The sequence below is a fragment of the Comamonas sp. CAH-2 genome (assembly GCF_009668305.1).
GTDB lineage: Bacteria > Pseudomonadota > Gammaproteobacteria > Burkholderiales > Burkholderiaceae_C > Comamonas > Comamonas aquatica.
In genome coordinates this window covers 1-18,309 of sequence record NZ_VSWF01000048.1, presented here as the reverse complement: position 1 = coordinate 18,309, position 18,309 = coordinate 1, and the positions used below count along the sequence as shown (strand labels likewise).

20 protein-coding genes and 1 tRNA gene are annotated in these 18,309 nt (G+C 65.0%); 14 read left to right on the top strand and 7 right to left on the bottom strand.

The features are described 5' to 3' along the window. Positions 1-631, top strand: a 631-nt coding sequence (locus tag FYM52_RS18680; RefSeq protein WP_162524768.1) for a hypothetical protein, incomplete at its 5' end; no start/stop codon positions are given. A gap of 33 nt (positions 632-664) precedes the next feature. Here FYM52_RS18680 and FYM52_RS17295 read toward each other — a convergent pair. Continuing rightward, entirely contained in the window at positions 665-2,026 is a 1,362-nt protein-coding gene (locus FYM52_RS17295; RefSeq protein ID WP_154164978.1) for a DUF945 family protein, read from the bottom strand. 262 nt (positions 2,027-2,288) lie between these two features. Then, the gene (locus FYM52_RS17290) at positions 2,289-4,100 is read right to left on the bottom strand and encodes a glutamine--tRNA ligase/YqeY domain fusion protein (RefSeq protein WP_154164977.1); all 1,812 of its coding nucleotides are present in this window, start codon (positions 4,098-4,100) and stop codon (positions 2,289-2,291) included. Positions 4,101-4,275: 175 nt separating this feature from the next. Between FYM52_RS17290 and FYM52_RS17285 the strand changes: the two genes are divergently transcribed. From FYM52_RS17285 to FYM52_RS17255, 7 genes are all read left to right on the top strand, one after another. Beyond that, a complete protein-coding gene (locus FYM52_RS17285; protein ID WP_154164976.1) occupies positions 4,276-4,620 on the top strand; it encodes a hypothetical protein in 345 nt (114 codons plus the stop codon). Between the two features lie 85 nt (positions 4,621-4,705). Then, complete coding sequence (gene aroQ / locus FYM52_RS17280; protein ID WP_154164975.1) at positions 4,706-5,152, top strand: type II 3-dehydroquinate dehydratase; 447 nt, start codon at positions 4,706-4,708, stop codon at positions 5,150-5,152. An 11-nt stretch (positions 5,153-5,163) separates the two neighbouring features. Then, on the top strand, positions 5,164-6,099 hold the full coding sequence (locus FYM52_RS17275) for an alpha/beta fold hydrolase (protein ID WP_154164974.1): 936 nt from the start codon (positions 5,164-5,166) through the stop codon (positions 6,097-6,099). Between the two features lie 8 nt (positions 6,100-6,107). Next, positions 6,108-6,509, top strand: a complete 402-nt coding sequence (arfB, locus tag FYM52_RS17270) for an alternative ribosome rescue aminoacyl-tRNA hydrolase ArfB (protein WP_154164973.1) — start codon at positions 6,108-6,110, stop codon at positions 6,507-6,509. A gap of 76 nt (positions 6,510-6,585) precedes the next feature. After that, entirely contained in the window at positions 6,586-7,407 is an 822-nt protein-coding gene (locus FYM52_RS17265) for a class III extradiol ring-cleavage dioxygenase (RefSeq protein WP_154164972.1), read from the top strand. A gap of 92 nt (positions 7,408-7,499) precedes the next feature. Continuing rightward, entirely contained in the window at positions 7,500-8,159 is a 660-nt protein-coding gene (locus FYM52_RS17260) for an alpha/beta hydrolase (RefSeq protein ID WP_154164971.1), read from the top strand. A gap of 156 nt (positions 8,160-8,315) precedes the next feature. After that, positions 8,316-8,612, top strand: a complete 297-nt coding sequence (locus tag FYM52_RS17255) for a YdcH family protein (RefSeq protein WP_081770817.1) — start codon at positions 8,316-8,318, stop codon at positions 8,610-8,612. Between the two features lie 50 nt (positions 8,613-8,662). Here FYM52_RS17255 and FYM52_RS17250 read toward each other — a convergent pair whose 3' ends face one another. The 5 genes from FYM52_RS17250 to FYM52_RS17230 all read right to left on the bottom strand — a co-directional run bounded on the left by FYM52_RS17250 (position 8,663) and on the right by FYM52_RS17230 (position 12,148). After that, on the bottom strand, positions 8,663-9,511 hold the full coding sequence (locus tag FYM52_RS17250; protein ID WP_154164970.1) for a zinc-dependent peptidase: 849 nt from the start codon (positions 9,509-9,511) through the stop codon (positions 8,663-8,665). Next, entirely contained in the window at positions 9,508-10,281 is a 774-nt protein-coding gene (locus tag FYM52_RS17245; protein ID WP_154164980.1) for a UDP-2,3-diacylglucosamine diphosphatase, read from the bottom strand. Before FYM52_RS17245 ends, FYM52_RS17250 begins: the two co-directional genes overlap by 4 nt. Before the next feature lie 66 nt (positions 10,282-10,347). Then, the gene (locus FYM52_RS17240; protein ID WP_043386468.1) at positions 10,348-10,875 is read right to left on the bottom strand and encodes a peptidylprolyl isomerase; all 528 of its coding nucleotides are present in this window, start codon (positions 10,873-10,875) and stop codon (positions 10,348-10,350) included. A 45-nt stretch (positions 10,876-10,920) separates the two neighbouring features. Further along, on the bottom strand, positions 10,921-11,505 hold the full coding sequence (locus FYM52_RS17235) for a peptidylprolyl isomerase (RefSeq protein WP_043386465.1): 585 nt from the start codon (positions 11,503-11,505) through the stop codon (positions 10,921-10,923). A gap of 115 nt (positions 11,506-11,620) precedes the next feature. After that, positions 11,621-12,148, bottom strand: coding sequence for a tetratricopeptide repeat protein (locus FYM52_RS17230; RefSeq protein WP_154164969.1), 528 nt, complete (start codon positions 12,146-12,148; stop codon positions 11,621-11,623). A 190-nt stretch (positions 12,149-12,338) separates the two neighbouring features. Between FYM52_RS17230 and cysS the strand changes: the two genes are divergently transcribed. The 6 genes from cysS to FYM52_RS17200 all read left to right on the top strand — a co-directional run bounded on the left by cysS (position 12,339) and on the right by FYM52_RS17200 (position 18,074). Continuing rightward, complete coding sequence (gene cysS / locus FYM52_RS17225; protein ID WP_154164968.1) at positions 12,339-13,718, top strand: cysteine--tRNA ligase; 1,380 nt, start codon at positions 12,339-12,341, stop codon at positions 13,716-13,718. 19 nt (positions 13,719-13,737) lie between these two features. Further along, positions 13,738-14,394 carry a DNA-3-methyladenine glycosylase gene (locus FYM52_RS17220; RefSeq protein WP_042415598.1) on the top strand — a complete coding sequence of 219 codons (657 nt, stop codon included), beginning with the start codon at positions 13,738-13,740 and terminating at the stop codon, positions 14,392-14,394. Between the two features lie 46 nt (positions 14,395-14,440). Beyond that, positions 14,441-15,412, top strand: coding sequence for an acetyl-CoA carboxylase carboxyltransferase subunit alpha (locus FYM52_RS17215; protein WP_043386455.1), 972 nt, complete (start codon positions 14,441-14,443; stop codon positions 15,410-15,412). A 202-nt stretch (positions 15,413-15,614) separates the two neighbouring features. Then, complete coding sequence (gene tilS / locus FYM52_RS17210) at positions 15,615-16,562, top strand: tRNA lysidine(34) synthetase TilS (RefSeq protein ID WP_162524767.1); 948 nt, start codon at positions 15,615-15,617, stop codon at positions 16,560-16,562. 99 nt (positions 16,563-16,661) lie between these two features. Next, positions 16,662-17,927 carry an aspartate kinase gene (locus FYM52_RS17205; protein WP_042415592.1) on the top strand — a complete coding sequence of 422 codons (1,266 nt, stop codon included), beginning with the start codon at positions 16,662-16,664 and terminating at the stop codon, positions 17,925-17,927. Between the two features lie 54 nt (positions 17,928-17,981). Next, a tRNA-Ser gene (locus tag FYM52_RS17200) sits at positions 17,982-18,074 on the top strand. Positions 18,075-18,309 lie beyond the last annotated feature (235 nt).

Below are 18,309 nucleotides of genomic sequence, written 5' to 3'. Positions count from 1 at the left end.
ATCCGGGGGCGCAGGGGGGCAGGGCGGTGCCGGTCAGGCTGGGGCCTCGGATTGGCAGGCCCTGATCCATGCCATGCGCCACAGCGCCCAGGATGGGAGCATTCCGCAGTGGCAGCGCCGTGCGATGCACGGCATGGCGGACCAGGGGCAGGCCCTGTTGGAGCGCTGGCAAAGCCTGCAACAGACGCTGTCCATCCCGTATCCGCCCTGGTGGTGGCTGTTGGTGCTGGCCGCGGCCTGGTGCGGGTGGCACTGGCGATACCGGATCGGCGTGCAGCTGGGGCTGCTGGTGGCCTGGGGGCTGCAGCCGGTGAGCTCCTGGCTGTCTATGCGCCTGTCCACGCGCAGCCTGGACTGGGCCCTGCACGGCAGGGGTTGCAGGGCTTTGCCCGGCGAGTCGCGGCGCGAGCATTGGCTGCGCTACCCCCATTGGCCCCAGGTGGCGCATGCCTGGGTGCTGCAGGTGCTGGATGCCTATGGCAGCGTGCGTTTTGGCGGCGCAGCGGCCACGGCGGACCAGGCCCAGCGCGTGCGCCAGCTGGCGGCCACGCTGGCGGACATCCTGCATGAGCTGCCGACCATGCCCCGTCCGGCAGGCCCGGCACCGGGGCCTGCGCCACGCACGGCCTAGCACGCGGCTGCGGGTGCAGTCCTGGCCGTCAGGTCACAGGGCGCCGCCAATCCCCAGCAAATGCTGCAGGGGCTGGGGGCGGCCATTGAGCTTGAAGCTGCCCTGGGAGAACTCCAGGGTGGCCTCCAGTGCATCGCCGCGCTTTTCCACCACGCCCTGGCTCAACAGGGTCTTCATGCGCTTGACCACGCCGTCGTTGACGGCCGCCTGCAGTTGTTCTTCGCTCATCTCCTGGCCCAGTTGTTCCAGCAGGGTCAGGTAGTCGCTGCGCACCTTGGCGTCCAGCAGTTGCACCAGCATGGGCTGGGGCAGCAGCGCCTTGAACTGCCCTTCAATGTCCGTGGCCGGGTTGAAGGCCTCGGGCTGCTGGCCCACGTAGGCAAGGCGCGCCGACAGCTCGGCCGGCCCGTCCGGGGTCTGCATGCCCAGGCGCGTGATGGCGAATTCGGGCTTGCCGGCCAGCAGCGTCGGCAGGCTGCGCAGCAGGGCGATGCCCTGGTCTTCCGCAGCCCCGTTGCCCTGGGCCCAGCGCATCCATTCGTCCAGCCAGGTGGCGTCGATGCGATGCAGCTGCACGCTCGCCACCAGCTCGCTGGCGCTGTAGGCCGGGGTTTCCAGCTTGGCCATGCGCGTGTCCAGCCCCATGTCGACCGACTGGTCCTGCAGGCGGGTGGTGCTGTCCATCTGCAACTGCTGGATCTTGAACGCGTTGTCATCGCCGGGGTTCAGCACCGACAGCAGCCCCAGTTTGAACGAGACCGGGCCGTCCCAGAAGCTGTGGCCTTCGGGAATGCGGGAGTCGAAGGCCAGTTCGGCATCTTCCAGGTCCATGCGGCTGCCGTCTTCCGACTTGAGGCGCAGCACCGGCATGCGCACCTGCCCCTGGGCAGCGTGCTGTTCGGCCGACAGTGTCCAGTCGGCCTTGAGACCGCCCCAGGTCAGCGTCGAGCCGTCCGCGAAATGTGCCGTGAAGTGTGGCGAGGTCATGGCGTGGGTGGTGTTGCCCTGCCAGCCGACCAGAGTCACCCATTCCAGCGGGGCGCGGTCCTGCAGGGCTTCGATCAGTTCGGGCTCGCTGTCCTCGGGCAGCACAAAGCGCGACACCACCTTGCCCGCGCGGCCCAGGGGCCAGGGGCCGTGGACGATGTCGTGCGTGACCACGATGTCGTAGGTGTTCTCGGCATCGGCGAAGGACCACAGCGTCTGCGCCTGGGCTGTGACCAGGCCACGGTGGTATTCCAGGATGCGCACGGCAAAGCCATCTTCGGTGCTCCAGGTGTCGGCCGTCTGTTCAAACGCTGTCTGGATGCGCCCGCCGATGTAGTAGCTGGTCCCCAGTGCGCCGGCGATTGCCAGAGCGCCTGCGCAGAGAACGCCCATCGCCAGTTTTTTCATGATTGCCCCTTGTTGTCGTGCTGGTGCACGCCGCGCGGTCGCGTGGCGCCCAGCGATTCTAGAAAGCCCGGGCAGGGCCTGGGGGGACGCCGCAGTGCTGTTGTTTTTTGGCGCTGCGGCGGCCCCACACGGTGCGGCCACGCGCTGCCAGACACTTTGACTTTAATAGCTGGCTGCGCATACCGGACGCGCGCCAAAGCCGAAAAGTCTTGAAAGAAAAAAGGCTGCCCGCAGGCAGCCTCGGCGGACTCGCACGCAGGGCTTACTTGCCCCAGCTGTCCTTCAGGCCGGTGATCTTGTTGAACACGGGCCGGTCGGCACGGTGGTCCTTGCGGTCGGCGACGAAGTAGCCAAAGCGCTCGAACTGGAACTTGTCATCCGCCTGGGCGGTCTTCAGCGAAGGTTCGACGTAGGCAGTCACCACCTTCAGGCTGTCGGGGTTCAGCAGGGTCAGGAAGTCCTTGCCACCGGCGTCGGGCTGCGCATCGGTGAACAGGCGGTCGTACAGGCGCACTTCGGCCTGCAGGCCGTCGGCCACGCCCACCCAGGTGATGGCGGCCTTGACCTTGACGCTGTCGGCGCCGGGGGTGCCGCTCTTGGTGTCGGGCACCACGGTGGCCAGCACCTTGGTGATGGTGCCGTCAGCATCCTTTTCGCAGCCCGTGCACTCGATCACATAGCCGCCCTTCAGGCGCACCTTGTTGCCGGGGAACAGGCGCTTGTAGCCCTTGGGGGGTACTTCGGCAAAGTCCTCGCGCTCGATCCACACTTCGCGGCCCAGGGTGAAGTGGCGCTCCGGCACGGTGGCAGCTTCGGCGTGGTGGGGCAGTGCGGGCAGGCTGCAGGCTTCCAGGTGCGCAGCATCGCCGAACACCTCGGCCCAGTTGGTCAGCTCCAGCTTCACAGGGTCCAGCACCACCATGGCGCGGTGGGCCTGGTTCTCCAGGTCTTCGCGCAGGCAGCCATCGAGCGTGGCGTAGTCGATCCAGCTGTAGTCCTTGGTCACGCCGATGCGTTCGCAGAAGTTGCGGATGGACGCAGGGGTGTAGCCGCGGCGGCGCAGGCCGACGATGGTGGGCATGCGTGGGTCGTCCCAACCGACCACGAACTGGTTGTCCACCAGGTGCTTGAGCTTGCGCTTGCTGGTGATCACATAGGTCAGGTTCAGGCGCGAGAACTCGTACTGGCGCGGCTGGGGCGCGGCAATCAGGCCACCTGTGCGCAGGTGGTCCAGCAGCCAGTCGTAGAACGGGCGCTGGTCTTCGAATTCCAGTGTGCAGATGCTGTGGGTGATGTGCTCCAGCGCGTCCTCGATGGGGTGGGCGAAGGTGTACATCGGGTAGATGCACCACTGGTTGCCGGTGTTGTGGTGCTCGGCATGGCGCACGCGGTAGATGGCCGGGTCGCGCAGGTTGATGTTGGGCGCGCTCATGTCAATCTTGGCGCGCAGCACGGCGGCGCCGTCGGCCAGTTGGCCGGCCTTCATGTCGGCGAAGCGCTGCAGGTTCTCGGCCACGCTGCGGTCGCGGAACGGGCTGTTCACGCCGGGGCGGGTGAAGTCCCCGCGGTTGGCCTTCATGTCTTCGGCGGATTGCTCGTCCACATAGGCCAGGCCCTGCTCGATCAGGTAGACCGCGCAGCGGTGCATGAAGTCGAAGTAGTTGCTGGCGTAGTAGAGGTGGCTCTCGCCATTCGCACCTTGCCAGTCGAAACCCAGCCACTGGACGGCATCCTTGATGCTGTCCACGTACTCCTGGTCTTCCTTCTCGGGGTTGGTGTCGTCAAAGCGCAGGTGGCACACACCGCCGTAGTCCTTGGCCAGGCCGAAGTTCAGGCAGATCGACTTGGCATGGCCCACGTGCAGGTAGCCATTGGGCTCGGGGGGGAAGCGGGTGCGGATCTTGGCCGCATCCACCTGGCCCTGGGCATGGTGGGCGGCATCACCGGGCGTGCCGCCCCAGTGACGTTGCGCGTGGGTGCCTTTTTCCAGGTCGGCTTCAATGATCTGGCGCAGGAAGTTGGTGGGCTTGACCACTTCCGGGGTGTCGTTGTTGGTGTTGGCGGGTGTGCTCATAGGGGGAAGATTGTAGGCCGGCTCGCGAGCAAGGGCGGCATGCGCGGGTGTTCTGCCTGGCGTACCCATGGCAGCAAGGCTTACGTTCTGATGCAGGCTCTTACGTTCTGTGTGACATCCGGGGCCGGGGCTCAGGCGTTGAAGAAGCACCGCGACATTGAAAGGACACAGACACATGGACCGAAACCTGGACACACTGCGCAGGCATGGCCGTCGCTGGCTGGCCGCCACCGGGCTCCTGGCCCTGGCGGCTGCCGGCAGCGCCCATGCTGGCGGTAATGTGGGCATCTCGGTGGGGATTCACGTGCCGGGTGCGCCCGTGTATGTGATGCCGCCACCTCCACCGCCGCGTGCGGTCTACTACGCGCCGCCGCCCCCGGCGGTGGTCTACCAGGCACCCCCTGCCTACGGCTACTGGGCACCCCCCCCGCCGCGCGGCTATGGCTACTACCAGCCCTACAGGCCTTACAAGCACCACAAGCACTACCACCGCCACCACCGGCATGGCGACCGTGACTGACACCGCAGCCGGCCGGTGAGTGCGCTATGACCCCGGACAAGGGCCGCATAATCGCGGCTCTTGTGCTTTTTACAGAGTGGTTGCAATGGCGAAGACCGTTTTTGTCCTGAATGGCCCGAATTTGAACTTGCTGGGCACGCGCGAACCCGCCGTGTACGGTGCGCAGACCCTGGCCGATGTGCAGACCCTGTGCGCGCAGGCCTCCCAGCGCCAGGGCTTGGCCCTGCGGTTCCACCAGAGCAACCACGAAGGCCAATTGATCGACTGGATCCACGAGGCCGGACAATTGCATGCGCGCGGCGAACTGGCGGGGCTGATCTTCAACGCCGGGGCCTACACCCACACCAGCATTGCCCTGATGGATGCCGTCAAGGGCACGGGCGTGCCACTGCTGGAGCTGCACATCAGCAATGTGCACGCCCGCGAAGCCTTCCGCCACCATTCCTACCTGTCGCCGGTCGCGCGTGCCGTGGTCTGCGGCCTGGGCGTGGCGGGCTACAGCCTGGCGATCGACGCAGTGGCGCAGTGGTGAGTGGCGCGGCAATGACTGCGGAACCCGCCGAGGATGTGCCTGTCTGGGTCCCCTGGGAGGGCCCGCAGGCCGACTATGAAGCCGTGGCGGCCGGCACGGTGCTGTCCCGCGAAGTGCAGCACTGGCTGCAGCAGGCACAGCGCGTGGAGCACCCCCATGCGGGCGGAGCGGTGGTGCTGCACCACTGGGCGGCCACCGTGCCGAACGGTCTGGCGCCCGTGGTGCTGTTCCACGGCGGCAGCGGCAGCTGGACCCACTGGGTGCGCAGCATCGGCCCGCTGACCGAGGCCGGGCACGATGTCTGGGCGGTGGACCTGCCCGGCTTCGGCGATTCGGCCCCCTTGCCCGGTGTGATCGATGCCGACGGCATGCTGCCCGGTCTGGCGCAGATGCTGGAGGAACAGTTTCCGCTGCAGGCCGTGCGGCTGGTGGGCTTTTCGTTCGGCGGCATGACCGCCGGCATGCTGGCGGCGGCCTATCCGCACTTGGTGCAGCAACTGGTGGTGGTCGGGGCGCCGGGCATTGGCCTGACGGACAAACACCCCTTCCGCCTCAAGGGCTGGCGCCACCTGGAGGCTGCACAGGCCCAGCTGGCCCACCATGTCTTCAACATCGGGGCGTTGATGCTGCACGATGCCACGCGCATCGACCGCGATACCGTGGCCTTGCATGTGCACAACGTCTGGCGTGACCGCTTGCCACGCCGCCGCATTTCCAGCACCGACATCCTGGTGCGTTCGCTGGCGCAGGTGGAATGCCCGGTGGCCGCCATCTACGGCGCCGAGGATGCCCTGTATCCCGGCACGCTGGACCAGGTGGCGGCCTGCATGGCCGCCGCCGCGCGCCAATGGCAGGGGCTGCAGCGCGTGGCCGGGGCGGGCCACTGGGTGCAGTACGAGCAGCCTGCGGCCTTCCACGCGGTGCTGTTGCCGCTGCTGGCCGGCTGAGGCGCGCCATGCGCTGGCACATCCCTGCGACCGAGTACAGCTGGACGGCGGTGCGCTCCCAGGGGGCTGGCGGGCAGAACGTCAACAAGGTCTCCAGCGCCGTGCACCTGCGCTTTGACATCAGGGCCTCGTCGCTGCCCGAGGATCTGAAGCAGCGCCTGCTGGTCTGGCACGACCACCGCATCACCCAGGACGGGGTGGTCATCATCAAGGCCCAGGCCCACCGCACGCAGGATCAGAACCTGCAGGACGCCGTTGCCCGCCTGCACGCCCTGGTGGCGCATGCCGGCCATGTGCCCAAGGCGCGCAAGGCCACGCGGCCCACCCTGGCGTCGCGCCAGCGCCGGGTGGAGACGAAGAAGCGCACGGCCGCCACCAAGGCCTTGCGCGGCAAGGTGCCGCTGGGTTGATTGGTTTGATTTTTGGGACGGTTCGTATTGTTCTGAAGAACTAGTTTTTCTTGCGGGACAACCTACCATGCAAGCCATGGACCACACTGTCTCTTCCCCCTCGACCACCGACCGCTTGCCGGTCCTGTTTGTCTCGCACGGCTCGCCCATGTTTGCCCTGGAGGCCGGCGAGACCGGCCCGGCCCTGACCCGCTGGGGCCAGGCGCTGCGCCAGCGCCATCCGGGCTTGCGTGGCGTCGTCATCCTGTCGCCGCACTGGATGGCGCACGGGGTGGAGGTGATGGCCCATGCGCAGCCCCCCACCTGGCATGACTTTGGCGGCTTCCCGCCTGCGCTGTACCGCTTGCAATACCCCGCGCCCGGTGCGCCGGTGCTGGCGCAGCAGGTGCAGGCCCGGCTGGCGCAGGCCGGCATCACCGCCACGCTGAACCCCGAGCGCCCCCTGGACCATGGGGCCTGGGTGCCGCTGACGCACCTGCTGCCCCAGGCCGATGTGCCGGTGGTGCAACTGGCCTTGCCTGTCGATGCGGACGCGCGGGCGGTGTATGCCCTGGGCCAGGCCCTGCAAGGCCTGCGGTCACAGGGCGTGTTGCTGGTCGGCAGCGGCAGCATGACCCACAATCTGCGCGAGTTCTTTGGCGGTGAGCGCCAGGCGGCCAGCTATGTGGTCGAGTTCAGCCGCTGGGTGGAGCAGCAGGTGCAAGCCGGCGCCATCGATGCCTTGCTGGACTGGCAGCAGCAGGCCCCGCATGCTTTGCGCGCCCATCCGACGGACGAGCATTTTCTGCCCCTGTATTTCGCCCTGGGTGCCGGCGCTGGCAGCACGCCCCACTACCTGAGCCGCGAGGTGATGTACGGCATGCTGGCCATGGATGCCTTTGCCCTGCAGGATGAATAATTGATAGCTGCTAGTGCTTGCTGAATAAGCGCTGCAGCCCGTTTTGACTTGAATCCCCCCTGGGTGCCACGCGTGGCACCGGAAAGACTGAGATGCTGAACCTGCCACTCCACCACCTCCACCGTCCGGCCGCAGCGGACACGTCCGCGCCCTGGCTGCTGGTGCTGATGCACGGGGTGGGCAGCAATGCCGACGACCTGTTTGGCCTGGCCGATGTCGTGCCGCCCCAGTTCCACGTGCTCAGCCTGCAGGCCCCAAATGTGATGGGCCCGCAGGCCTTCGCGTGGTTCATGTTTTCGGTGAACCCCGATGGCTCGCGTCACATCGATGCCGCCCAGGAGCAGCACAGCCGCGACCTGGTGGCGCAGACCGTGGCCGCCGCCAGCGCCCAGCTGGGCATCCCGGCCGAGCGCGTGATCGTCGGCGGCTTCAGCCAGGGCGGCATCATGAGCCTGAGCCTGCTGCTGACCCAGCCGCAGCTGCTGCAGGGCATCTGTGTTTGGCACAGCCGGCTGCTGCCCGAGGTGCTGCCGCAGCAGGTGGCGGCGAACCAGTTGCAGGGGCGCGAGGTGTGGCTGAGCCATGGCACGGTGGACCAGGTCATTCCGCTGGACAGCGCCCACGCCATCTGCCGCCATCTGGAAACCCTGCCCGTGGATTTGGTCTATAGGGAATACCCTTGCGCGCACAGCATCCACCCCCAGGAGCTGCGCGACAGCATGCAGTGGCTGGCACAGCGCACGGCGGCGTGAGTTGTAACGCCTGCCCGGGCCCGGAATTGCTGCGCCGCAGCACGACTTGGGTGTAGGGTTGTTACAGCCTGCGCGCCGCGACGGTGGTCACAATGGTCTTGCCTCAAGGGCAGTAGAGGTTCAGCTGCCCGGCCTGTAGTTGACGAAAGGATGGACATGTTTCCTGAATACCGTGACCAGATTGCCGATTTGCGTGCGAATGACCGCAATTTCAGTCGGCTGTATGACAAGCATTGCGCGCTCGACCAGCAGGTTGAGCAGCTGGTGGCCCGCAAGTCCAACGACTTGCAACTGGAGATTGAGCGGCTGAAAAAGCAGAAGCTGGCGGTGAAAGAGCAGATTTACGCCATGCTGGTCAATGCGGCGCCCACCATGGCGCTGAAACAGTACAAGAATTACATGGACCAGGAGTGGCGCGAAACCGCAGCGCCGATGGCCTACCGAACGGCCTAGTTTCCCCACCCGGCGGCGCCGGCCCCAACAAGCACCCTGCGGGGTGCTTTTTACATGGTGCGTGGTGTGGCAGGGCGCTGGAACAGAGCGTCCAGCAAGGGGCGCAAGGTCGGCTGGGCCTGGGCGAAGGCGGCGGGAGCCACCCAGTAGGCCTCGCAGGCCACGGCAAAAAACTCGGCCGGGTGCGTGGCGGCATAGGCATCCAGCCAGGGCGCAGGTTGGCCAAAGCGCTCGTGCGCGGCCAGGGCCTCGCAAAAATCCTCGTAGGCAGCCATCCAGACCCGGGACCAGTGCTGGCGCGCCTGCTGGGCCGAGGTGTAGCCCATGAAGCCGGCCGGCAGCGGCGGGCAGCCATCGGCACCGCCATGGGCCATGTCCAGCTTGTGCGCGAACTCGTGAATCACCACGTTGCTGCCAGCGCCCAGCCCGGGGTGGCCGCCCGGCTGGATGGCCGACCAGCTGAGGGTGACCGGCCCGCGCTCCATGGCCTCGCCCATCAGGGTTTCGTTGTAATGGTGGACGACCCCGGCCTCGTCCACCACCGTGCGGCGCGCGACCATGTCATCGGGGTGGATCACGATGCCCACGAAGTCGTCGTACCAGCGCAAGGCCTGCTGGGGCGTGCCCCAGTGGATCAGCAGCACGCAGGCCTGGGTGGCGACGGACAAGGCCATGGCATCGGTGATGACCAGGCCGTGGGCGCCCGTGAACTCCTTGTAGTGCAGGAAATGCTGGCACAGCGCCCGCAATTGCAGCAGTTCATCTGGGGTGAGCTGCTGCAGGAAGGGGTGGGCATCCAGCGTGGCCTGCCACAGGCTGTCCGGGATCGGCCACGGCGCGCCGGGCGCGTGCGTGCGCCAGCGCTGCAACCCCTGGGCGATGCGGCGCCACCAGCTCATGCGCGGGGCACGGCCGTCTCGAGCGGCAGGCGCTGCCAGCCCTGCGCGTCCACGCGCAGCACTTCGGCGCGGTGCGTGTGCGCATCCAGGTGCCAGTCGCTGAGCACAATGCGGGTGCGGGGGCGGCCCCGGGCATCGGCGGGCAGGGCATGGTCTACCGGGCGGTGGGTGTGGCCGTGGATGAACCACTGCGTGTCCGTGGCGTCCATCCACTGCAAGGTGGCGGACAGGTCCACATCGGCGTATTCCGCACCACTGTCCTTGCGCAGCTGGCTTTCCGTGCGCATCGCCTTGCCCAGGGCGCGGCGGGCGGCCAGCGGCTGGCCCAGCGTGTGCTGCATCCAGGCGGCAGAGCGGCTGAGGGCGCGGAATTTCTGGTAGTCCACATCCTCCAGGCACAGCGCGTCGCCGTGGCTCAGCAGGATGCGGCGTTCACCCAGCACCAGCACGGTGGGGTCGCTCAAGCCGGTCATGCCGCTGCGTTGCAGGAAGGCATCGCCGGCCAGGAAGTCGCGGTTGCCCACCATGAAGAACAAGGGCCGCTGGGCTGCGGCCTGTTGCAAGCTGGCGGCAGCGTCGGCTTCGAAGCTGCCGGGCTCGTCCAGCGTGTCGTCGCCCACCCACACTTCGAACAGGTCGCCCAGCATGAAGATGGCGTCGGCGCGGGAGCTGCGCAGGTAGCGGCGCCAGGCATCGAGCGTGCCGGGCTCGGCCGGGTCCAGGTGCAGGTCGGAAATGAATTCGACCGTGTGCCAGTGCGCAGGGGCCATAAGCTCCTGCGCGGGCAACACGGTCGACAGGTGGTCGGCGGTCAAGACCTGGGCCAAACCAGCAACTTAGATGGCAACGGCCTTGTCGATGACCACGGCGTCGAACGGCACGTCGTCATGGAAGCCCTTGCGGGTGGTGCGCACCTTCTTGATGGCGTCGACGATGTCTTCACCCTTGACCACCTTGCCGAACACGGCGTAGCCCCAGCCTTGGGGGGTGGGGGAGGTGTGGTTCAGGAAGCCGTTGTCCACCACGTTGATGAAGAACTGGGCGGTGGCGCTGTGGGGGTCGCTGGTGCGGGCCATGGCCACGGTGTACTTGTCGTTCTTCAGGCCGTTCTTGGCTTCGTTCTCGATGGGCGCCTGGGTTTCCTTTTGCTTCATGTCGGGCGTCATGCCGCCGCCCTGGATCATGAAGTTCTTGATCACGCGGTGGAACACCGTGCCGTTGTAGAAGCCGGCGTTGACGTAGTTCAGGAAGTTCTCGGTGGACTTGGGGGCATTCACGGCGTCCAGTTCCAGGGTGATCACGCCCTGGGTGGCGGTGTCGGCCACGTTGATGGTGACGTGCAGCTCAACTTGGGGATTGCTCATGGGACAACTTTCTAGAAGGTTTGTACAAAAGGGAGGGGCGCGCCATCACTTGAGCAGCGTGGCTGCCGTGATGGTGACGGCCATGGTGGGCACATTTTGGTGCATGCCACGGTTGCCGGTGGCCACGGAACGGATTTTGTCCACCACGGCTTGGCCTTGCACGACCTTGCCAAATACGGCGTAGCCATGGCCATCCGGCTGGGGGGCATTCAGCATGTCGTTGTTGGCCACGTTGATGAAGAACTGCGCGGTGGCCGAATCGGGATTGCTGGTGCGGGCCATGGCAATCGTGTAGCGGTCGTTCTTCAGGCCGTTCTTGGCTTCCAGGGGAATGGCCGCGCGCGTGGGCTTTTGCTGCATGTCGGCGGTGAAGCCACCACCCTGGATCATGAAGCCGTCGATCACGCGGTGGAACACCGTGCCGTCGTAGTGCTTGTCGGCCACGTACTGCAGGAAGTTCTCGACCGTTTTGGGCGCTTTGGCAGGGTCCAGTTCGACCACGAAGTCGCCCAGCGAAGTGGTGAACTTGACGCGGGGCTTGGCGATGTCGGCCGCGATGGCCCAGTGGGTGCTGGTGGTGGCCAGGACGGCGGCCAGGGACAGGGTGAGGGTTCTGCGGGACAGGGTCATGGCAGGGCTCCTGAGCATTCGAAAAACGGGAAACAGATCGCGCAAGGGATCACGAAAGCCAGCCGGGCCGGCTGGTCACAGCCCTGTGGGAGTGCGCCACAGGGGAGAGGTTCCGTCAGCGCGCGCGCGGCTGCAGCATCTCGGTCAGGGTGGACAGCTTGAGCTGGAGTGCGCGGTTGTTGCCGTGCAGTTGCAGTGAGCGCTGGTAGGCGTCGTGCGCCAGACGGGCATAGATGTCGCCCAGGTTCTCGTGGGCCACTGCGTAGTTGGGGTTGTTGCGCACCGCCATTTCCAGCGCGCTGCGGGCCTTGTCCAGCTGGCTCTGGCTGGCGTAGATCACGGCCAGGTTGTTGTAGGGCTCGGGCAGTTCGGGGTATTCCTCGATCAGGGCCTCGAACGTGGCGGTGGCGGCGGTCAGATCGCCGGCCTGGGATTGCGCCACGCCCTTGAGGAAGCGCATCTGCGGATCACGCGGGTTGCTGCCCAGGTACTGGTCGGCCTTGGCAATCGCTTCCGCCGTCTTGCCCGATTTGGCCAGACTCGAGACATCGCCGTACACATCGGCGTGTGCCGCGCCTGTCAACAGCAGGCCGGAAAGGGCCAGCAGGCGCAACAGGGGACGGGTGCGGAGGACAAGAGACATGTAGGTGCTTTCCAAGGGGGACGGGAGATGGCCTGCGTGGCGGGCTTATACTGCGGAAGATTGTAGCTGAGGGGGTCGAGGCCATTTGTTGTCCGCAACCCTGTCGCAGGCTTTGGCCCGGCTGCACGGAGACGGCGTCGCGCACCGGCGTCTGTGCCGCTCCCACCCCATATTCCGTTTCTGACACTCCATGAGTTTGCGTATCTACAACACGCTGTCGCGTGCATTGGAGGCGTTTTCGCCGCTTGAACCTGGACACGTGCGCATGTACGTGTGCGGCATGACCGTGTACGACCTCTGCCATCTGGGCCATGCCCGTTCCATGGTGGCGTTCGACGTGGTGCAGCGCTGGCTGCGTGCCAGCGGCTATCGCGTGACCTATGTGCGCAACATCACGGACATTGACGACAAGATCATCAGGCGCGCTGTGGAAAACGGCGAGACCATCCGCAGCCTGACCGATCGCATGATCGACGCGCTGCACCAGGATGCCGATGCCCTGGGCATCGAGCGCCCCACGCACGAGCCGCGTGCCACCGAGTACGTGCCGCAGATGCTGTCCATGATCGGCACGCTGCAGCAAAAGGGCCTGGCCTACCAGGCCGGCAACGGCGATGTGAACTTTGCCGTGCGCAAGTTCCCGGGCTACGGCAAGCTCTCGGGCAAGTCCCTGGATGAGCTGAACGCTGGCGAGCGCGTGGCTGTGGCCGATGGCAAGCACGATCCGCTGGACTTCGTGCTGTGGAAATCCTCCAAGCCCGAAGAGCCTGCCGACGTGAAGTGGGTCAGTCCCTTTGGCGAAGGTCGCCCCGGCTGGCACATCGAGTGCTCGGCCATGGGCTGCGAGATGCTGGGCGAGAGCTTCGACATCCACGGCGGTGGTGCCGACCTGCAGTTTCCCCACCATGAGAACGAGATTGCACAAAGCGAAGGCGCAACCGGCAAGCCGTTTGCGCAGGTGTGGATGCACAACGGCTTCATCAACGTGGACAACGAGAAGATGTCCAAGTCGCTGGGCAACTTCTTCACCATCCGCGATGTGCTTCAAGCGTACGACGCCGAGACCGTGCGTTTCTTCGTGGTGCGCAGCCACTACCGCAGCCCGCTGAACTATTCTGACGTGCACCTGGACGATGCGCGCAACGCCTTGAAGCGCCTGTATACCGCGCTGAGCCTGGTGGAGCCGGCCGCCGTGCAGATCGACTGGGCTTCGCCCTACGCCGCGCGCTTTCAGGCCGCCATGAACGAGGATTTCGGCACGCCCGAGGCGGTGGCCGTGCTGTTTGATCTTGCCGGCGAAGTGAATCGCAGCAAGTCGCCCGAGGTCGCGGGGCTGCTCAAGGCCCTGGGGGCCTGCCTGGGCTTGCTGCAGGACGATCCGCAAAAGTTTTTGCAGGCGGGCGCTGCCGGCGTGGATGCCGCTGCGATTGAGGCGCAGATTGCCGCGCGTGCCACGGCCAAGGCTGAAAAGAATTGGGCAGAGGCCGACCGGATCCGCAAGGCCTTGCTGGAGCAGGGCATCGTGCTCAAGGACTCGCCCGCAGGCACCACCTGGGAGGCCGCCCAGTAAGCGCTGGGTGCGAGCATTCATGTCGCCCTCTCCCAAAGAATTGCCGGCCCTGCCGGCGCATGCGCCTGCCTACTGGGCCGAGGCCTGCAAGCACCTGGTCAAGAAGGACCGGGTCATGCGGCGCCTGATTCCCCAGTTCAGCGCCGAAGCCTTGCAGACGCGCGGTGACCCGTTCATCACGCTGGCACGTTCGATCGTGGGCCAGCAGGTGTCGGTCAAGTCGGCCGCCTCGATCTGGAAGCGTTTCAGTGCCTTGCCGGCAGAGATGACGCCGGCCCAGGTGCTGCTGCTCAAGGTGGACGACATGCGCGCTGCCGGGCTGTCGGCGCGCAAGGTGGACTATCTGGTCGACCTGGCGCTGCACTTCACGCAAGGCCGCCTGCATGTGCAGGAATGGGCGCAGATGGACGACGAATCCATCATTGCCGAACTGACCACCATCCGTGGGATCGGCCGCTGGACGGCCGAAATGTTCCTGATTTTTTACCTGCTGCGCCCCAACGTTCTTCCGTTGGATGACGTGGGCTTGCTCAAGGGGATCAGCCAGAGTTATTTCTCGGGCGATCCGGTGAGCCGCAGCGATGCCCGTGAGGTGGCCGAGGCCTGGAAACCTTGGTGCACCGTGGCAACTTGGTATATTTGGCGCTCGCTCGACCCGCAGCCTGTGGCCTATTGATTGACTCTCAGGCCCCATTGCGCAGGCCGGGACAAGGAGAATTAACTTGGCGAAAAAGACCTTTCTGGATTTTGAACAGCCGATCGCTGAACTCGAATCCAAAATCGAAGAACTGCGTTACGTGCAGACCGAAAATGCAGTCGACATCTCGGAAGAGATTGACCAACTGAGCAAGAAGAGCCAGCAGCTCACCAAAGACATCTACAGCGACCTGACGCCTTGGCAAGTCACCAAGATTGCGCGCCACCCCGAGCGTCCCTACACGCTCGACTACGTGCGTGAGTGCTTCACCGATTTCGTGGAAATGCACGGTGACCGTCACTTTGCCGACGACAAGTCGATCGTCGGTGGCTTGGCACGCTTCAATGGTCAGCCCTGCATGGTGATTGGCCACCAAAAGGGCCGCGACACCAAGGAGCGTGCGCTGCGCAACTTCGGCATGACGCGCCCCGAGGGTTATCGCAAGGCCCTGCGTCTGATGAAGACGGCCGAGAAGTTCAAGCTGCCGGTGTTCACCTTCGTGGACACGCCCGGCGCCTTCCCGGGCATCGACGCCGAAGAGCGCAGCCAGTCCGAAGCGATCGGCCGCAACATCTACGAAATGGCCCAGCTGCAGACCCCCATCATCACCACCATCATCGGTGAAGGCGGCTCGGGCGGCGCCCTGGCGATTGCCGTGGCCGACCAGGTGCTGATGCTGCAGTACTCCGTGTACTCCGTGATCAGCCCCGAGGGTTGCGCGTCCATCCTGTGGAAGACCGGCGAGAAGGCGCCCGAGGCCGCTGAGGCCATGGGCATCACAGCCCACCGCTTGAAGGCCCTGGGTTTGGTCGACAAGATCGTCAACGAGCCCGTGGGTGGCGCCCACCGCGACCACAAGCACATGGGCAGCCTGCTCAAGCGCGCCCTGGGCGATGCCTGGCGCCAGCTGTCGGACCTCAAGCCCAAGGAATTGCAGGACCGCCGTTACGAGCGTTTGCAAAGCTACGGCCGCTTCTCCGATACCAAGGCCAGCTGATGCCGAGGCCGTGGAGACCCTCCACGGTGGCTGCACTCCCTTGAATGGCCCTGTAGGGCCATTTTTCTTGGGCATTCGGTCGTGTCAAAAAGCGTAGCGGATAGCGTGCAGCAGATAAGAACTTCCAATACTTTAGATGTTGAAGTGACCGAATGGCATTCGCTGACAGCTATCAAATGGTGATCGATATCAAAGGTGTGTGGTGACGGTTGCGGTCGATCAGGCCTTGCAGGCATGGATGCCGGCGCTGCCCCTGGCGGTGGCGTACAGCGGCGGGGCGGACTCCACCGCCTTGCTGTACGCCTGCGCCCGGCGCTGGCCGGGGCAGGTGTACGCCATCCATGTCCACCACGGCCTGCAGGCGGCGGCCGATGGTTTTGCCGCCCACTGCCGCCAGGCTTGTGACCAGTGGCAGGTGCCGCTGGTGGTGGCTGCGGTGGATGCGCGGCACCAGCCCGGCCAAAGTCCGGAAGATGCCGCACGCCGCCACCGCTACGCCGCCCTGGGATTGCAGGCGCGCACTGCCTTCGACCGGCCCATGGCCAGCGTGGCCCTGGCCCAGCATGCCGACGACCAGGTGGAAACCTTCCTGCTGGCCCTGTCGCGCGGGGCCGGTGTGGCAGGGCTGGCGGCCATGCCGGCGCAGTGGCAGCGCGATGGCCTGCACTGGCACCGGCCGTTGCTGGGGGTGAGTGCGGCCGACATTCGCCAAGGCCTGCTCGACCAGGGCATCGCCTGGATCGACGATCCCACCAATACCGACCTGCGCTACACGCGCAACCGCATTCGCCAGCAGTTGCTGCCGGTGCTGGAGCAGGTGTTTCCGCAGTTTCGGGACACGTTTGCGCGCAGCAGTGCCCACGCGGCCCAGGCCAAGCAGCTGCAGCAGGAGCTGGCGCAGCTGGACCTGCAGGCGATTGGCGTGCCACCGCGCATTCAGGCACTGCAGCAGCTCAGCCCGGTCCGCCAGGCGAATGTGCTGCGGCATTGGCTGTTGCAGCACCACCAGGCGACCCCGACGGCGGCGCAGCTGCAGGAGCTGCTGCGACAGATCGGTGCATGCCAAACACGGGGGCACCGTATCCATATCAAGGTGGGCTACGGGTTTGCCGTAAGAAATGGCGCGAACCTCGGTTGGTACAATCCCTGAGTTTTGGTCCCAATCTTTGAGTACGAAAACCGGCGGCGCGCCAAAACACGCTTTCATCCAACAGCGCCGTGGCAAGCAGTTTCGTCACCCCAATATCCAATGGCACTGATCGTTCATAAATACGGCGGCACCTCGATGGGCTCTCCCGAGCGCATCCGCAACGTCGCCAAGCGCGTGGCCAAGTGGGCTCGGGCGGGTCACCAGATGGTGGTTGTGCCCAGCGCCATGAGTGGCGAAACCAACCGCTTGCTGGGTCTGGCCAGCGAGCTGGCGCCTTCTTCTGCCAAGACCTCCTACTACCGCGAGCTGGACATGCTGGCCGCCACGGGCGAGCAAGCTTCGTCGGCGCTGCTGGCGATTGCCCTGCAGGCCGAAGGCATGGATGCCATCAGCTATGCCGGCTGGCAAGTGCCAGTGCGCACCGACAGTGCCTTCACCAAGGCTCGCATCGAGTCGATCGACGATGTCCGCGTGCGCAAGGATCTGGATGCCGGTCGCGTGGTCATCATCACTGGCTTCCAGGGCATCGATCCCGAAGGCCACGTCACCACTTTGGGCCGTGGCGGTTCAGACACCTCGGCCGTGGCCGTGGCGGCGGCGATGAAGGCCGACGAGTGCCTGATCTATACCGATGTGGATGGCGTCTACACCACCGACCCCCGCGTGGTGCCTGCTGCCAAGCGCCTGGGTACCGTGAGCTTTGAGGAAATGCTGGAAATGGCCAGCCTTGGCTCCAAGGTGCTGCAAATCCGTTCCGTGGAATTCGCGGGCAAGTACAAAGTGCCCATGCGCGTGCTCTCCAGCTTCACGCCCTGGGACATCGACCTGGCCGAAGAGGCCAAGTCCGGCACCCTGATTACTTTTGAGGAAGACGAAAAAATGGAAAAGGCCGTCGTTTCCGGCATTGCATTCAACCGTGGCGAAGCCAAGATCTCCGTGCTCGGCGTGCCCGACACCCCCGGCATCGCTGCTGGCATCCTGGGCCCTGTGGCCGATGCCAACATCGAAGTCGATGTGATCATTCAGAACATCTCCAAGGATGGCAAGACCGATTTCTCCTTCACCGTGAACCAGGGCGACTACCAGCGTGCCCTGGAATTGCTGCGCGACAAGGTGGCGCCTGCGCTGGGCGCTTCTGAAGTGGTGGGCAATACCAACATCGCCAAGGTCAGCATCGTCGGCATCGGCATGCGCAGCCATGTGGGTGTGGCCTCCACCATGTTCCGTGCGCTGAGCCAAGAGGGCGTGAACATCCAGATGATCTCGACCTCCGAAATCAAGACCTCGGTGGTGATCGACGAGAAGTACCTGGAACTGGCTGTGCGCGCCTTGCACACAGCGTTTGGCTTGGACAAGAGCGAATAATTTTCGCAACTTTCCAAAAACGCTCAAAAAAGCTGTTTACAATAACGTCATTCCGGAAACGTGACCGAGTGGCCGAAGGTGCTCCCCTGCTAAGGGAGTATGGGGTGTAGAGCCTCATCGAGGGTTCGAATCCCTCCGTTTCCGCCAGATGTAAGAAAGAAGCTCGCAAGAGCTTCTTTCTTTCTGGTGAAAAAGCTTGAAGAATTTCCTAAAAATTTTAGGGTTAAAAATTCTGGTATAATTCAAGGCTTCGCTGATCACGGCGAAGCGAGAAATCTGAAGCGATTCAGGTTTGCATCTTTAAAAAGATACAGCCGATAAGCGTGGGCGTTTGAAGGCGAATTGCCAAGTTCTTTAGAACTAAAAACAAACGCTCATGGAA

Excerpts from the sequence above, each read along its gene's own strand:
- FYM52_RS17295 (WP_154164978.1), bottom strand. The coding sequence starts at position 2,026 with ATGAAAAAACTGGCGATGGGCGTTCTCTGCGCAGGCGCTCTGGCAATC.
- FYM52_RS17290 (WP_154164977.1), bottom strand. The coding sequence starts at position 4,100 with ATGAGCACACCCGCCAACACCAACAACGACACCCCGGAAGTGGTCAAG.
- FYM52_RS17285 (WP_154164976.1), top strand. The coding sequence starts at position 4,276 with ATGGACCGAAACCTGGACACACTGCGCAGGCATGGCCGTCGCTGGCTG.
- aroQ (WP_154164975.1), top strand. The coding sequence starts at position 4,706 with ATGGCGAAGACCGTTTTTGTCCTGAATGGCCCGAATTTGAACTTGCTG.
- FYM52_RS17275 (WP_154164974.1), top strand. The coding sequence starts at position 5,164 with ATGACTGCGGAACCCGCCGAGGATGTGCCTGTCTGGGTCCCCTGGGAG.
- arfB (WP_154164973.1), top strand. The coding sequence starts at position 6,108 with ATGCGCTGGCACATCCCTGCGACCGAGTACAGCTGGACGGCGGTGCGC.
- FYM52_RS17265 (WP_154164972.1), top strand. The coding sequence starts at position 6,586 with ATGGACCACACTGTCTCTTCCCCCTCGACCACCGACCGCTTGCCGGTC.
- FYM52_RS17260 (WP_154164971.1), top strand. The coding sequence starts at position 7,500 with ATGCTGAACCTGCCACTCCACCACCTCCACCGTCCGGCCGCAGCGGAC.
- FYM52_RS17255 (WP_081770817.1), top strand. The coding sequence starts at position 8,316 with ATGTTTCCTGAATACCGTGACCAGATTGCCGATTTGCGTGCGAATGAC.
- FYM52_RS17250 (WP_154164970.1), bottom strand. The coding sequence starts at position 9,511 with ATGAGCTGGTGGCGCCGCATCGCCCAGGGGTTGCAGCGCTGGCGCACG.
- FYM52_RS17245 (WP_154164980.1), bottom strand. The coding sequence starts at position 10,281 with ATGGCCCCTGCGCACTGGCACACGGTCGAATTCATTTCCGACCTGCAC.
- FYM52_RS17240 (WP_043386468.1), bottom strand. The coding sequence starts at position 10,875 with ATGAGCAATCCCCAAGTTGAGCTGCACGTCACCATCAACGTGGCCGAC.
- FYM52_RS17235 (WP_043386465.1), bottom strand. The coding sequence starts at position 11,505 with ATGACCCTGTCCCGCAGAACCCTCACCCTGTCCCTGGCCGCCGTCCTG.
- FYM52_RS17230 (WP_154164969.1), bottom strand. The coding sequence starts at position 12,148 with ATGTCTCTTGTCCTCCGCACCCGTCCCCTGTTGCGCCTGCTGGCCCTT.
- cysS (WP_154164968.1), top strand. The coding sequence starts at position 12,339 with ATGAGTTTGCGTATCTACAACACGCTGTCGCGTGCATTGGAGGCGTTT.
- FYM52_RS17220 (WP_042415598.1), top strand. The coding sequence starts at position 13,738 with ATGTCGCCCTCTCCCAAAGAATTGCCGGCCCTGCCGGCGCATGCGCCT.
- FYM52_RS17205 (WP_042415592.1), top strand. The coding sequence starts at position 16,662 with ATGGCACTGATCGTTCATAAATACGGCGGCACCTCGATGGGCTCTCCC.